Here is a 12,820-nt window from a genome sequence, read left to right on the forward strand (position 1 = left end):
CGGTAGATGGATCAACTCGAAGACACGATCTTGGATCCGCTGGACCTTGAAGATCCGGATGAGACGCCGGCAGGCCCTGTGCTGCCGGAAATACCGATTTCACAGAAGCTTGGGCAACTCGCCGAGCTTGCCCGCTACTACGGCACGCCGGAGAACGCCGTTGCCCATGGCGGCCATGTCAGGACCATTGCCGCCGGTCACTACACCGTCTCCGGCCTCTCGCGGCACGTCCGGCTTGGCGAATTCGTCGGCCATCTGTCTCCGACAGGCGTCCACCTCGGCGAAGTCGTGCGGGTCGAGCAGGACCTGATCTTCGTCTGCCCAATCGAGCCGGGGGAGCCGATCGGCATTCACGACAAGGTCATCCAGAAGGGTGCCTTCCGCATCAGCCCGTCCAGCGACTGGTGTGGGCGCACGATCAATTCGCTGGGCGAGCCTATCGATGGGCTGGGTCCCTTGACGCAAGGCTCCACGCCGCGCTCGATCTCGAACCTCGCTCCGCCGTCGATGACCCGTCAGCGCGTCGAGACCGGGTTCAAGACCGGCGTCCGCGCGATCGATATCTTCACGCCGCTGTGCCTTGGCCAGCGCCTCGGCATCTTTGCGGGCTCCGGCGTCGGCAAGTCGACGCTGCTGTCGATGCTGGCGCGCGCCGAGGCTTTCGACAAGGTCGTCATCGCGCTGGTCGGCGAGCGTGGCCGCGAAGTCCGCGAGTTCATCGAAGACACGCTCGGTCCGCATATGAGCAAGTCGGTCGCAGTCGTCGCAACCAGCGATGAAAGCCCGATGCTGCGCAAGATGGCGCCGCTCGCAGCCATCACAATCGCCGAGCATTTCCGCGATGCCGGCGACAACGTGCTGCTCATCGTCGACAGCGTCACGCGCTTTGCCCACGCCATCCGTGAAGTCGCGACGGCGTCCGGCGAGCCGCCGATTGCCCGTGGCTATCCGGCCTCTGTGTTTACCGAACTGCCGCGCCTGCTCGAGCGCGCCGGTCCCGGTCCTGAAGGCACCGGGACAATCACCGCGATCATCTCGATCCTGGTCGATGGGGACAATCATAACGACCCGATCGCCGACTCCACCCGCGGCATTCTCGATGGCCATATCGTCCTGCAGCGCAGCCTAGCCGAAGAGGGACGCTATCCGCCGATCGATCCGCTGTCGTCGGTCTCGCGTCTTGCCCGCAAGGCATGGACGCCGGACCAGGAGAAGCTGGTGTCGCGGCTGAAGTCGCTCGTCCATCGCTTCGAGGAGACCCGGGATCTCCGTCTCATCGGCGGTTACCGGGCCGGTAGCGACGCGGACGTCGACATGGCGATCAAGCAGGTTCCGCTCATCTACGACGTTCTGAAGCAGTTGCCGAACGATCGCCCCTCGATCGATGCCTTCACCGACCTTGCAACGGCGTTGAAGAATGGTGCTGCCGCCCCGGCCAACGCAAGACCTAGAGGCTGACGTGAAAGCAATGGATACAGACGCCGGCGCAAAGCCGTTGACGGAGCAGAAGCGCAAGCGTGTCCTGCGCGGCGATACAGCGCTGAAGGGTGCCGGCCTGGCGCTGGCCGCCCTGTCTGCTTTCTTCCCCTGGTATGTATTCCTGAACCCCGACAAGTTCGGCATGCAGGTTGCCGAGGGCGAACGCACCCGTGCTTTGCCGAGCAGCTGGGAACAGCGCAACGTCTTCAGCGTCTCCCCGATGGGATTGGCCAACAGCAACGAGACGGACAGCAAGCCTCCCCTCGATACCGATCAATTGACGACGGCGACGACCGGCACCGCCGCTCCCGCCGACGTCAAAGGCGCCGATGCCGAAAACCAGCCGTTTCCCGGCGTCTCCGATTTCCGCCTGCTGCACGTTTCGAACGGTCGTGCGCTCATTCAGGATGCAGCCGGCATGTATGTCGTGAGGATCGGGTCTGTCCTTCCCGACAACAGCCGCCTTTCGCGCCTCGAGCAGCGCAAGGGCAAGTGGGTGATGATCACCTCGACCGGCGCCGTCTACGACGCCAACTGACGGCGCGCCCTCGACCGCTTCATTTATTGAAAACCTCCGGACCGGAAGGAAGGCAGCATCGCCAGCTCGGTGCTGGGAGTAGAGGCGTATCGGTGATGGCCGCGCATATTCGATGTTACGCAATCAAACGTGTTTGCCGCAAGTCCCACGCAAGATTACCGGCCTAGTGTCTAGGCATACGAATGGAGATGATCCCCATGCAACCGATCCAGCTTTTTGACCTAGCATCGCGCCAAGCAGAATGGTTGTCGGTGCGTCAGCAGGTGGTTGCAGGCAACATCGCCAACGCCAACACCCCCAAATTCCATGCCAAGGACGTCACGCCGTTCGAAGCCGTGCTCAACAACCAGACGGTTGGCATGGCGCGCACGAACCCGGCGCATCTTTCAGGCAGCGAAATGGGCACCACCGGCAAAGTCGGTGTCGAGGAAGCCTCTCTAGATCAGGAAATCGGTGTCCAGGAATCTGGCAACACCGTTGGCCTGGAATCCGAACTGACCAAGACCGGTGAAATTCAGCGGCAGTACGGTTTGAACACCGCCCTCGTCAGTTCCTTCAATCGCATGATGATGATGGTCGTGGGGAAATAAAAAATGGATCCATTAACTGCTGCCATGAAGGTGGCAGGCTCAGGTCTCGAAGCTCAATCGACCCGCCTGCGCATCGTTTCGGAAAATATCGCCAACGCGCGTTCGACGGGCGACACGCCAGGCGCAAGCCCTTACCGCCGCAAGACGGTGACCTTTGGTGCCGAACTCGACCACACCAACAACCTGACCACGGTGGGCGTCAAGAAAGTCGGCCAGGACCAGGGCAAGTTCGTCGAGGAGTACGACCCCGGCAATCCGGCTGCGGACCAGAGGGGTTACGTCAAGATGCCGAACGTCAACGTTCTCGTTGAAATGGCCGATATGCGCGAAGCCAATCGCTCCTACGAGGCCAATCTCCAGACGATCAAGCAATCGCGCGATCTTATCAATTCCACCATCGATTTGTTGAAGTCCTGATCATGATTGACGCTATCAAAAGTCTCACCTCCCTTTCTTCGATGACGCGCGGCCTCGGCAGCGTTTCGGAGGACGCGTCCTCATCGCTGACAACAGGCATGATGCCCGGTCTGTCGACTGGCGTGACCACCCCGGGCGCAACGCCTGGCGCCGACACCGGCATGAGCTTTGCTTCTGTCATGAGCAATATGGCCAAGGATACGGTCAGCACCCTGAAGGGGGCTGAAGCTGCCTCCTTCGCCGGGATCAAGGGCACCATGGGCACTCGCGAGGTGGTCGATGCGGTGATGCAGGCCAACCAGACACTGCAAACGACAGTCGCAGTCCGTGACAAGCTTGTTTCGGCCTTCCTAGACATCACGAAAATGCAGATTTAACGGGATCGGACGAAGACATGAGAGCGCTTGCCATTGCGGCTACGGGCATGGATGCCCAGCAGACCAATCTCGAGGTCATCGCGAACAACATCGCGAACATCAACACGACGGCTTACAAGCGCTCCCGCGCCGAGTTTTCGGACCTTCTCTACCAGACGGAACGGGCCAAGGGCATCTCCAACCGCCCCAACCAGGCAGCTGTACCCGAGGGCGCCAATATCGGTCTCGGCGTGCAGACGTCCGCCGTCCGCAACATCCATATCCAGGGCGAATTGTCGCAGACCGAGAACGATCTCGACGTCGCGGTCGTCGGTCGCGGCTGGTTCCAGATCCAGATGCCCGATGGCACGACGGCCTATACCCGCGCCGGCTCCTTCAACAAGAGCGACACCGGCCAGATCGTTACCGTCGACGGTAACGTCCTGCAGCCTGGGATCACCGTTCCGAGCAATGCCAGCAAGATCACGATCAGCACTTCTGGCGAAATTTCGGCCACCATCGGCACGTCGGCTACGCCGACGATCCTCGGACAGATGCAGCTTGCCAATTTCGTCAACGAGGCAGGCCTGCAGCCAATGGGCAGCAATCTGTTCACCCAGACGCCGGCCTCTGGCGATCCCGTTGTTTCCAATCCCAATCTCGATGGCTTCGGCGCGATCAAGCAGGGCTACCTGGAATCGTCGAACGTCGACCCGGTGAAGGAAATCACCGAGCTGATTACGGCCCAGCGCGCCTACGAAATGAATTCCAAGGTTATCACCACGGCCGACGACATGGCCTCGGTGGTCAGCAAAAACCTCAAGTAGCAGAGAGAGGGCCGGACATGATCGTTCGCCAGGCAAAAAGCGTTGCAGTCGCGTGGCTCGCCGTCGTCGGCCTGGCATGCGGGTTCGTGCTGGCCCCCAGCGCCAGTGCGGAAGATCTGGGAATGGGCAAGGCGGTCGTGCCGACGGAAGCCATATATCCCGGCGACGTCATCAGCAGCGGTCAGCTGGAAGAGGTGCAGATCACCAATCCGAACCTCACCGGCGACTTCGCCCACTCGATCGACGAGGTCGTCGGCCGGGTGTCGAAGCGGACATTGCTCTCCGGCCGGACGATCGCGATCTCCGCGCTTCGCCAGCCATTTGCCGTGACGCGCGGTTCCAACGTCCGGCTCGTGATGAGCATGGGCGACATGATGATTTCGGCTGCCGGAACGCCCCTCGACGACGGTTCTATCGGCGACAAGGTCCGCGCCCGCAACATCGATTCCGGTATCATCGTCAACGGCACGGTCCTCGAGAACGGTACGATCCGTGTGGTAGCAAAATGAGAAGCCTGCGTCTTTTCCTGGCCATCCTGCTCATGCTGCCAAGCCTGACCGCACCCGGTCCGGCGGCAGCGATGAGTTCGCGCATCAAGGACATTGCCTCGCTGCAGGCCGGCCGCGACAACCAGCTGATCGGCTACGGCCTGATTGTCGGCCTGCAGGGGACCGGCGACGGCCTGCGATCGTCGCCGTTCACCGAGCAATCCATGCGCGCCATGCTCCAGAATCTCGGTATCTCGACACAAGGCGGCCAGTCCAGCGCGAAGAACACCGCCGCTGTCATGGTGACTTCAAACCTTCCCCCATTCGCCAGCCCCGGCAGCCGCATCGACGTGACGGTCAGCTCGCTCGGCGACGCAAGCTCGCTGCGTGGTGGTACGCTGATCATGACATCGCTCAGCGGTGCCGATGGCCAGATCTATGCCGTCGCGCAAGGCTCCGTCATCGTTTCGGGCTTTCAGGCCCAAGGCGCTGCTGCAACGGTGACCGAAGGCGTCACGACTGCCGGCCGCGTGCCCGGAGGCGCCATCGTCGAGCGCGAACTGCCGTCGCGCTTCAAGGACTCGGTCAATCTCGTCCTGCAGCTGCGCAACCCCGATTTCTCGACCTCGATCCGCATCGCCGACACGGTCAATGCCTACGCCTCATCGCGTTTCGGCGCGCCGATTGCCGAAGCCAAGGATTCGCAGGAAGTGGCGATTGCCAAGCCGAAGACGGCCGATCTTACCCGGTTGATGGCCGACCTCGAAAACCTCGAAGTCCAGACCGACACGCCGGCCAAGGTTGTCATCAACGAGCGCACCGGAACGATCATCATCGGTGCCGACGTCCGCGTCTCGCCGGTCGCCGTGAGCTATGGAACGTTGACCGTTCAGGTCAGCGAGAACCCGCAAATCATCCAGCCTCAGCCCTTCAGCAACGGCGAGACGGCCGTCCAGGACCAGACCGATATCTCGGCGACCAAGTCAGGCGGCCGCGTCGCGGTCCTGCAGGGGCCCGACCTGAAGACCCTGGTGTCCGGTCTCAACAATATCGGCGTCAAGCCCGATGGCATCATCGCCATTCTCCAGGGCATCAAATCGGCTGGCGCACTGCAAGCGGAGCTCGTGCTTCAATGATGGGTAGAGACGTCCTCGTGCATCTTCGGGCCAGCTGCAAGACTGTCGCCCTGGCGGCAGTCAGTGCGGCGCTGTTGACCATCCCCGGCGCGTTTGCCGAGGACACGGCAAAGCCGGCGGTCGATCCATCGAGCAGCCAGGACGAGATCCGCCAGTTCTGCACCAACATCGCGGAGCCCGCTCGCGACCAGCGCTACCTGCTGCAGAAGCAGGCGCTGGAAAAACTCCAGGCCGATGTCGACGCCCGCATTGCCATCATGGACAAACGCAAGGCCGAGTACGAGGACTGGCTCAATCGCCGCAACGACTTCCTTGCCAAGGCCGATGACGGCCTCGTCCAGATCTACAAGAACATGAAGCCGGATGCAGCAGCTGCCAGTCTCAACGACGTGAAGATCACCATCGCTTCGGCGATCATCATGAAGCTGAAACCAAGCCAGGCAAGCCTCATCCTCAGCGAAATGGACCCGCAGAAGGCGGCGACCGTGACCAACATCATGTCCAGCGCGTCTGATCCGAACACGTCGAAGGCCAAGGACACACAATGAACAAGTCGCTCCCCGTCACATTGGCTGCAATGGTGTTCCTCGGCGGTTGCCAGTCGCAGGCGATCAAGGAGATCGGCCGGGCGCCGGCCATGAGCCCGATCGGCAGCGGGCTGCAATACGCCCAGACGCCGCAGATGTCCCTCTATCCGAAGCGGCCGCATCAGGTGGCCCAGGGCTATTCGCTGTGGAGCGATTCCCAGGCGGCGCTGTTCAAGGATGCCCGCGCGTTGAATGTCGGCGACATCATGACGGTCAACATCTCGATCAACGACAAGGCCAACTGGGATAACGAGACCAATCGCGACCGGACCAACAAGAGCGGCATGAACTACGACGTCAACGCCAATATTCTGGGCTGGAACCCGAAGACGACGGGAACCGGTACATACGGCTCTGACACCTCCACCGACGCCAAGGGCAAGATGCAGCGCTCCGAGCAGGTCACACTGCTGGTCGCCGCCGTCGTCACCGGCATCCTGGAAAATGGCAACCTCGTCATCAGCGGCTCGCAGGAAGTCCGCATGAACCAGGAAATCCGCATTCTCAACGTCGCCGGCATTGTCAGGCCGCAGGACGTCACGGCCGAGAATACCATCTCCTATGAAAAGATTGCCGAAGCCCGCATCTCCTACGGGGGCCGCGGTCGCCTGACGGAAATCCAGCAGCCGCCGCGCGGCCAGCAGGCCGTCGACCTTCTGTCGCCATTGTAACGGCTGCAGACGAGACACAACGAAAGGCGGACCGTCATGGCAGACGACGAAGACGGCAAGAAAAAGAAGAGTGCTTTGATCCCGTTGATCGCCGGCGTGCTGGTGCTGACACTGGTCGGCGCCGGCGGCGGCTGGGCAATCGGCAAGATGGTTGCGCCGAAGATCCTCACTGCGGAAAAGGCCCAGGCAGCCGAGGCAAAGCCCGAGGCTGGCGGCAAGAAGGGCGAGGAGGGCGCGCTGCCAACCATTGTCCCCGAGGCCAACGGCATCCTGCAACTCGACCCCATCACATCCAACCTCGCCTACCCATCGGAAAACTGGGTTCGGCTCGAGGTCGCATTGATGTTCAAGGGGCCGACGGACGTCAAGATGGCGGAAGACATCCACCAGGATATCCTCGCCTATATCCGCACGGTTTCCCTCCAGCAGATCGAGGGTCCGCGCGGCTTTCAATATCTTAGGGACGACATTCAGGAACGTGTTGACCTGCGCTCGGAAGGGCGCGTATCGAAGGTGATGTTCAGAACCTTCGTCATCGAATGATTCGATTTCTATGCTTTTTCATCGCCATCATGGCGGTGCCCGAGTTGGCGGCGGCGCAACAGCTTCCGACAGACCTCTTCAACGCGCCTGTCAGCGGCTCGGCAGCGGCCTGGATCATCCGGACTTTCGGCCTTCTGACCATCCTGTCGGTGGCTCCCGGCATCCTGGTGATGGTCACCAGCTTCCCGCGCTTCATCATCGCGTTTTCGATCCTGCGCTCCGGCATGGGCCTCTCCACCACCCCGTCCAACATGATCCTGCTAAGCCTGGCGCTGTTCATGACTTTCTATGTCATGGCACCGACTTTCGACCAGGCATGGAAGGATGGCGGCGCGCCTCTTCTGGCAAACCAGATCAATGAGACGGAGGCCGTGCAGCGCATCGCCGAGCCGTTCCGCACCTTCATGTCCGCCAATACGCGCGAGAAGGACATCAAGCTGTTCGTCGATCTCGCCCAGGAACGCGGCCAGACAGTCGTCGTCGACAGCAAGATCGACTACCGTGTTCTTATTCCAGCCTTCATGATTTCCGAGATCCGCCGCGGCTTCGAGATCGGCTTCCTAGTTGTGCTGCCATTCCTGGTGATCGATCTTATCGTCTCGACCATCGTAATGGCGATGGGCATGATGATGCTGCCGCCGACGTCCATTTCGTTGCCGTTCAAGATCCTGTTCTTCGTGCTGATCGACGGCTGGAACCTGCTGGTCGGCAGCCTCGTCCGATCCTTCCACTGAGCTGATTTGATATAAATCGCAACGCCAGAGCCGGCGCCGGAGTATCCCCGGCGCGCGCCAGCTATTCTGCGGCGATAGCGTGCGGATTTTCGTCCTCTACCATGAACGGCACCGTGCGCGGGGGCAGGGCGGGCACGTCGAAATGGTCGGGCTCCAGTCCTTGTCTGCCGCGCTCGTACATGGTTTCAAAAGCCATCTGCAGGTGATCGCAGAAGCGCTCTGCGTCGAACAGCGGCATGATGTAGCGGTTGCGGATGAGCCGATCCTTGTATTCCTGCACAAGGAGCCGATCGTTGGCCAGTGCAACGGCCATGTCCTCGTAGCCCTGCATGTCCGGAGCAACCAGTTCCGGTACGCCGATGCCATTCAGCAGGCTCTCGCTAACCCTGGACGCGAAGTTCGTGCCCTTTAGGGTCAGGACGGGCAGGCCGCCCCAGAGTTGTTCCGACGTCGTGGTATGGCCGTTGACGGGAAAGGTATCGATGCCAAGGTCTGCCAGTGCCTGACGGTCCATGTGCTCGTCATAGCGGATGCGGGTGGTGAATACGATGCGCTTGCGATGGATGCCGCGTGCCTCGAAGCGGGCGGCAAGGTTGGCTTCCGCACGCGGTCCGTTGCAGATGATCCACAGCACGGTGTTCTTGGTCCGCCGGAGGATATTGCACCAGACGTCGACCATGTTGGAAGTAATCTTGCGGTTGCCGTTGAATGACGCAAACACGAAGGCGTCTTCCGGCAGGCCGTGCTTGGCACGGCTCGTCGGGCGCGGCTTCGGGCGATGGGTCGGGTCGTTCGGCTGGTAGCATTCCGGCAACCTGCAGAATTTTTCGTGGAAATGCACCTTCGAGGCATCAGGAAGGACGTAGTGGTCGCCGATGATGTAGTCGAGGTCGATGTTGACGGTCGTGCCAGGAAAGCCAAGCCAGGCAACCTGGATCGGCGCCGGCATGTGGTTGAGGATCTTTGCCCTCGTATCCTTGGTGTGGCCCTTGAGATCGACGAGGATGTCGATGTTGTGAGACCGGATGAGATCCGCTGCTGCCTTGTCGCTCATGTCACGGACATCGACGACCTGGCCCCACTTGGAAAAGTCGAAGGGTTGGGCCTGCTGGCTGTCGAGCGGCGAGTGGTCGAACAGGACGATCTCGAAACGATCCCTGTCCTGCAACTCGAGAACGCGCTGCATCAGTTTCATCGTCGCATGGCCGGGCCAGAAGTCCGATGACAGATAGCCAAGACGGATCTTCTCGCTCCATGTGTGCGGCATCTTGCGGCGCTTGTCGCTGTGCCCTTCGGCAATCGGGGAGGAGTCGTGCACCGCGAGCTTGTTCAGGGCTTCGTCACCACACCAGTGCAAGTGGAAGAAGGGGTTGTCGTAGCGGACGTAGTCGAGCTTGCCCGAAGCCGTTGCCGCATACACCGGTGCCGCCTGGATATCGATGGTGGCAAGGTCCGAAAACTCGCGGCTGAAGATCAGGCTCAGTGTTCGGAAGGTGATGTTGTCGGGATATCGCTTGAAAAGCGTTGCCGCGATATGGCGGTTGCCGTCGTCGTAGAGATCGTCGCTCAGGAGCTTGGCCGCCAGGGTCAGGTGGCGCAGGTGCAATCCGTCGGCTAGGATCTTCTTGAGACCCCCCAGCAGTGCCTTCTCCTGTCGTGCGAGCAGGATGGTGGCCAGCACGAACGCCACGTCGGGGTCCTTGAGAGCCACCGGGAAGATCAGCGAGCCGATAGCCAGCGCTTCGTCTTCATTGCCGCTCTCGAAGTGCAGCAAAAGAGCCTCGCGCAAATATTCCTCCCGCACGGGCGTCTGGCGACCCGCGAGTTCGAAAGAACTGGCCGCCTCGGATTTGAAGCCGAGTTTCTGCAGTGTCTTTGCAAGCAGGGCGTAGGTTTTCGGCGAGGTATCGACGTCGATCAGCTCGTTGAGCGCCTCGAGGGCCCGCGTGTAGTGGCCTTTTCTGTAGTGATCGGAGGCGATCGAAAAAGCAGCTTTGTAATTCAAGAGCCTAACTCCACGCGGATCGTGATGACAGTCAGGGACGGACGACGCCCGTCTCCAGAGATTCGAGTGCCATAATGGCGCTCGGACCTTGCGTCAGGCCGGAGCGTAAATTAGCGGATTCAGCAGTCGTTAATGATGACTCCAAGGACTCCGGCGGTTCCAAAAGGATTTAAGTAGTTGGAAATAAATAGATGTGATTTTGATCACACATGACGGGTTTGGTGTTCATTAAGATGACACCGAGGCATGAAGCCGCTCCGTGATCGCCGGTAAAAAAGTCCGGTAATGTCCCTCCATTTGTATCCAGTCCAGGGGACAAACCTAAATGACGAGCATTAAAACCAACAACTCCGCAATGGCTGCATTGCAGACCTTGCGGAATGTCAACACCAACCTGAACAGCACGCAGAAGGCTGTCTCCACAGGTCTGCGCATCTCCCAGGCTTCTGACAATGCGACCTACTGGTCGGTTGCCACGACGATGAAGTCCGATGTCGGCGCACTGGGTGCAGTCTCCGACACGCTCGGCCTCGGTGCTGCCAAGGTCGATACCGCCTACACCGCGATGGATAGCGCCATCGACATCGTTGGCCAGATCAAGGACAAGCTTGTCACGGCCAAGGAAGGCAGTGTCGACAAGACGAAGGTTCAGGCAGAACTTACCCAACTCCAGTCGCAGTTGCAGAGCGTCGCGCAGTCGGCTTCGTTCAACGGCGAAAACTGGGTCGTCGCTGCCTCAGGTGGCGATGCTTCGGTCGTTTCTTCCTTCGTTCGCAACGCTTCCGGCGGCGTATCGGTTTCGTCAGCTACATACACGTTCGACACAGGCGCCAAGGGCAACGTCCTGTTCGGCTCCGTTTCTGGTAAGATCGACACGACGTCGGGCATTCTCGGAACCAAGGATTCCAGCGCCGGCAACTTCTCGGTCTCCAGCCTGAACATCAAGGGCATGACGGGCGGCCAGATCGACAGTGCCATGAACATGGTGGAAACCGCTCTGTCTGCCATGACGAGTGCTGCTGCACAGCTGGGCTCGCTGTCGAGCCGCATCGACCTGCAGACATCGTTCGCCTCTTCGCTCAGCGACGCTATCACCTCGGGTGTTGGCAAGCTGGTCGACGCCAACATGGAACAGGAATCGAGCAAGCTGTCTGCCCTGCAGACACAGCAGCAGCTGGCTATCCAGTCGCTGTCGATCGCCAACTCCTCGTCGCAGAGCATCCTGTCGCTCTTCCGCTAAGCGAAGAATACGGATCGTTCGCGATCGGTAAACCTTCCTAAACAAAGAATTAACCGCGCCTCTCTAAGGCGCGGTTTTTTTTAATCTATTTCTTCTTTGACGTTCTTCTTTCCTTAACTGTATTGGTGTCATCTAGGCCTATGAAACGGCGAGTTAACCCTAACATTAAAGGTTAACAGGCATGATGCTGGATGCCGTTTCCGGCCCTGACCCGGAATGTCCCTTCTATTAACCAGTGCCAAAGGGGCAATGAATCCTATGACAAGCATCAACACCAACAATGCGGCAATGTCTGCTCTGCAGACACTGCGCAACGTCAACGCAAATTTGACGAGCACGCAGACTGCCGTTTCGACTGGCCTGCGCATTTCCAAGGCTGCCGATAACGCCACCTATTGGTCGGTCGCCACCACGATGAAGTCGGATGTCGGCGCTCTCGGTGCAGTATCCGACGCCCTCGGCCTCGGTGCAGCCAAGGTCGACACAGCCTACACTGCCATGGACAGCTCGATCTCCATCGTCAGTCAGATCAAGGACAAGCTCGTCACTGCCAAGGAAGGTAGCGTCGACAAGTCCAAGGTTCAGGGCGAACTCACCCAGCTCCAGGCACAGCTGAAGAGCGTTGCCACATCTGCTTCGTTCAACGGTGAAAACTGGGTCGTTGCAGCTTCCGGCGGTTCCGCTTCGGTCGTGTCTTCCTTCGTTCGCAACGCTTCCGGCGGCGTTTCCGTCACCACGTCGGCCTTCGCCTTCGACGCCAGCTCGCAGGGCAACGTCCTGTTCGGCTCCGACGGCTCCGGCGGTGCCAACCTGACGACAGGTATCCTTGGCTCTGGCAAAACAATCGGCTCGTCGAGCTTCTCGGTCTATAGCCTTGATATCAAGGGCATGACCGGCGCCGGCATCGATAGCGCCATGAATATGGTGGAATCGGCTCTGTCTGCGATGACCAGCGCTGCTGCACAGCTGGGTTCGCTGTCGAGCCGCATCGATCTGCAGACATCGTTCGCCTCTTCGCTCAGCGACTCCATCACCTCGGGTGTTGGCAAGCTGGTCGACGCCAACATGGAACAGGAATCAAGCAAGCTGTCTGCCCTGCAGACACAGCAGCAGCTGGCCGTGCAGTCGCTGTCGATCGCCAACTCCTCGTCGCAGAGCATCCTGTCGCTCTTCCGTTAAGCGCAGAAGGGTAAAAGTCCGGCCGCTGGC

The 12,820-nt window shown here is 60.2% G+C and carries 15 protein-coding genes; 14 read left to right on the plus strand and 1 reads right to left on the minus strand.

Annotation, left to right across the window (positions count from 1 at the left end):
• Nucleotides 1-6 precede the first annotated feature (6 nt).
• The 12 genes from fliI to fliP all read left to right on the plus strand — a co-directional run bounded on the left by fliI (nucleotide 7) and on the right by fliP (nucleotide 8,366).
• Nucleotides 7-1,458, plus strand: coding sequence for a flagellar protein export ATPase FliI (gene fliI / locus PR017_RS01175; protein WP_111216809.1), 1,452 nt, complete (start codon nucleotides 7-9; stop codon nucleotides 1,456-1,458).
• A 1-nt stretch (nucleotide 1,459) separates the two neighbouring features.
• The gene (locus PR017_RS01180) at nucleotides 1,460-2,017 is read left to right on the plus strand and encodes a flagellar protein (protein WP_425070011.1); all 558 of its coding nucleotides are present in this window, start codon (nucleotides 1,460-1,462) and stop codon (nucleotides 2,015-2,017) included.
• A gap of 197 nt (nucleotides 2,018-2,214) precedes the next feature.
• On the plus strand, nucleotides 2,215-2,607 hold the full coding sequence (gene flgB / locus PR017_RS01185) for a flagellar basal body rod protein FlgB (RefSeq protein WP_111216813.1): 393 nt from the start codon (nucleotides 2,215-2,217) through the stop codon (nucleotides 2,605-2,607).
• A gap of 3 nt (nucleotides 2,608-2,610) precedes the next feature.
• Entirely contained in the window at nucleotides 2,611-3,024 is a 414-nt protein-coding gene (gene flgC / locus PR017_RS01190; protein WP_111216815.1) for a flagellar basal body rod protein FlgC, read from the plus strand.
• Nucleotides 3,025-3,125: 101 nt separating this feature from the next.
• The gene (gene fliE / locus PR017_RS01195) at nucleotides 3,126-3,401 is read left to right on the plus strand and encodes a flagellar hook-basal body complex protein FliE (RefSeq protein WP_374113743.1); all 276 of its coding nucleotides are present in this window, start codon (nucleotides 3,126-3,128) and stop codon (nucleotides 3,399-3,401) included.
• A 17-nt stretch (nucleotides 3,402-3,418) separates the two neighbouring features.
• Complete coding sequence (gene flgG / locus PR017_RS01200) at nucleotides 3,419-4,207, plus strand: flagellar basal-body rod protein FlgG (RefSeq protein ID WP_111216819.1); 789 nt, start codon at nucleotides 3,419-3,421, stop codon at nucleotides 4,205-4,207.
• A 17-nt stretch (nucleotides 4,208-4,224) separates the two neighbouring features.
• Nucleotides 4,225-4,716 (plus strand): flagellar basal body P-ring formation chaperone FlgA, encoded by a 492-nt coding sequence (gene flgA, locus PR017_RS01205; protein WP_111216820.1) that lies wholly within the window; start codon nucleotides 4,225-4,227, stop codon nucleotides 4,714-4,716.
• Nucleotides 4,713-5,831, plus strand: coding sequence for a flagellar basal body P-ring protein FlgI (locus tag PR017_RS01210; protein WP_111216822.1), 1,119 nt, complete (start codon nucleotides 4,713-4,715; stop codon nucleotides 5,829-5,831). The genes flgA and PR017_RS01210 overlap by 4 nt, the downstream gene beginning before the upstream one ends.
• The gene (locus tag PR017_RS01215) at nucleotides 5,828-6,379 is read left to right on the plus strand and encodes a MotE family protein (protein ID WP_240538838.1); all 552 of its coding nucleotides are present in this window, start codon (nucleotides 5,828-5,830) and stop codon (nucleotides 6,377-6,379) included. The genes PR017_RS01210 and PR017_RS01215 overlap by 4 nt, the downstream gene beginning before the upstream one ends.
• Entirely contained in the window at nucleotides 6,376-7,089 is a 714-nt protein-coding gene (gene flgH, locus PR017_RS01220) for a flagellar basal body L-ring protein FlgH (protein WP_111216824.1), read from the plus strand. The genes PR017_RS01215 and flgH overlap by 4 nt, the downstream gene beginning before the upstream one ends.
• Before the next feature lie 36 nt (nucleotides 7,090-7,125).
• Nucleotides 7,126-7,632, plus strand: a complete 507-nt coding sequence (locus tag PR017_RS01225; RefSeq protein ID WP_111216826.1) for a flagellar basal body-associated FliL family protein — start codon at nucleotides 7,126-7,128, stop codon at nucleotides 7,630-7,632.
• Nucleotides 7,629-8,366 (plus strand): flagellar type III secretion system pore protein FliP, encoded by a 738-nt coding sequence (gene fliP / locus PR017_RS01230; RefSeq protein ID WP_111216828.1) that lies wholly within the window; start codon nucleotides 7,629-7,631, stop codon nucleotides 8,364-8,366. The genes PR017_RS01225 and fliP overlap by 4 nt, the downstream gene beginning before the upstream one ends.
• A gap of 61 nt (nucleotides 8,367-8,427) precedes the next feature.
• Here the strand turns inward: fliP and PR017_RS01235 are convergent, their stop codons facing one another.
• Nucleotides 8,428-10,371 (minus strand): O-linked N-acetylglucosamine transferase, SPINDLY family protein, encoded by a 1,944-nt coding sequence (locus PR017_RS01235; RefSeq protein ID WP_111216830.1) that lies wholly within the window; start codon nucleotides 10,369-10,371, stop codon nucleotides 8,428-8,430.
• A 325-nt stretch (nucleotides 10,372-10,696) separates the two neighbouring features.
• Between PR017_RS01235 and PR017_RS01240 the strand changes: the two genes are divergently transcribed.
• Both PR017_RS01240 and PR017_RS01245 read left to right on the plus strand, forming a co-directional pair.
• Nucleotides 10,697-11,611, plus strand: a complete 915-nt coding sequence (locus tag PR017_RS01240; RefSeq protein WP_111216832.1) for a flagellin N-terminal helical domain-containing protein — start codon at nucleotides 10,697-10,699, stop codon at nucleotides 11,609-11,611.
• Nucleotides 11,612-11,869: 258 nt separating this feature from the next.
• Nucleotides 11,870-12,790, plus strand: coding sequence for a flagellin N-terminal helical domain-containing protein (locus PR017_RS01245; protein ID WP_111216834.1), 921 nt, complete (start codon nucleotides 11,870-11,872; stop codon nucleotides 12,788-12,790).
• The last annotated feature ends 30 nt before the right edge of the window (nucleotides 12,791-12,820 follow it).

It is taken from the genome of Rhizobium tumorigenes (assembly GCF_003240565.2).
GTDB lineage: Bacteria > Pseudomonadota > Alphaproteobacteria > Rhizobiales > Rhizobiaceae > Rhizobium > Rhizobium tumorigenes.

What these genes read in the sequence shown, in the direction of transcription:
- fliE (WP_374113743.1), top strand. Translation starts at nt 3,126, where the DNA reads ATGCCCGGTCTGTCGACTGGCGTGACCACCCCGGGCGCAACGCCTGGC.
- flgG (WP_111216819.1), top strand. Translation starts at nt 3,419, where the DNA reads ATGAGAGCGCTTGCCATTGCGGCTACGGGCATGGATGCCCAGCAGACC.
- PR017_RS01225 (WP_111216826.1), top strand. Translation starts at nt 7,126, where the DNA reads ATGGCAGACGACGAAGACGGCAAGAAAAAGAAGAGTGCTTTGATCCCG.
- PR017_RS01240 (WP_111216832.1), top strand. Translation starts at nt 10,697, where the DNA reads ATGACGAGCATTAAAACCAACAACTCCGCAATGGCTGCATTGCAGACC.
- flgC (WP_111216815.1), top strand. Translation starts at nt 2,611, where the DNA reads ATGGATCCATTAACTGCTGCCATGAAGGTGGCAGGCTCAGGTCTCGAA.
- PR017_RS01245 (WP_111216834.1), top strand. Translation starts at nt 11,870, where the DNA reads ATGACAAGCATCAACACCAACAATGCGGCAATGTCTGCTCTGCAGACA.
- flgH (WP_111216824.1), top strand. Translation starts at nt 6,376, where the DNA reads ATGAACAAGTCGCTCCCCGTCACATTGGCTGCAATGGTGTTCCTCGGC.
- flgB (WP_111216813.1), top strand. Translation starts at nt 2,215, where the DNA reads ATGCAACCGATCCAGCTTTTTGACCTAGCATCGCGCCAAGCAGAATGG.
- PR017_RS01215 (WP_240538838.1), top strand. Translation starts at nt 5,828, where the DNA reads ATGATGGGTAGAGACGTCCTCGTGCATCTTCGGGCCAGCTGCAAGACT.
- flgA (WP_111216820.1), top strand. Translation starts at nt 4,225, where the DNA reads ATGATCGTTCGCCAGGCAAAAAGCGTTGCAGTCGCGTGGCTCGCCGTC.
- fliI (WP_111216809.1), top strand. Translation starts at nt 7, where the DNA reads ATGGATCAACTCGAAGACACGATCTTGGATCCGCTGGACCTTGAAGAT.
- PR017_RS01210 (WP_111216822.1), top strand. Translation starts at nt 4,713, where the DNA reads ATGAGAAGCCTGCGTCTTTTCCTGGCCATCCTGCTCATGCTGCCAAGC.
- fliP (WP_111216828.1), top strand. Translation starts at nt 7,629, where the DNA reads ATGATTCGATTTCTATGCTTTTTCATCGCCATCATGGCGGTGCCCGAG.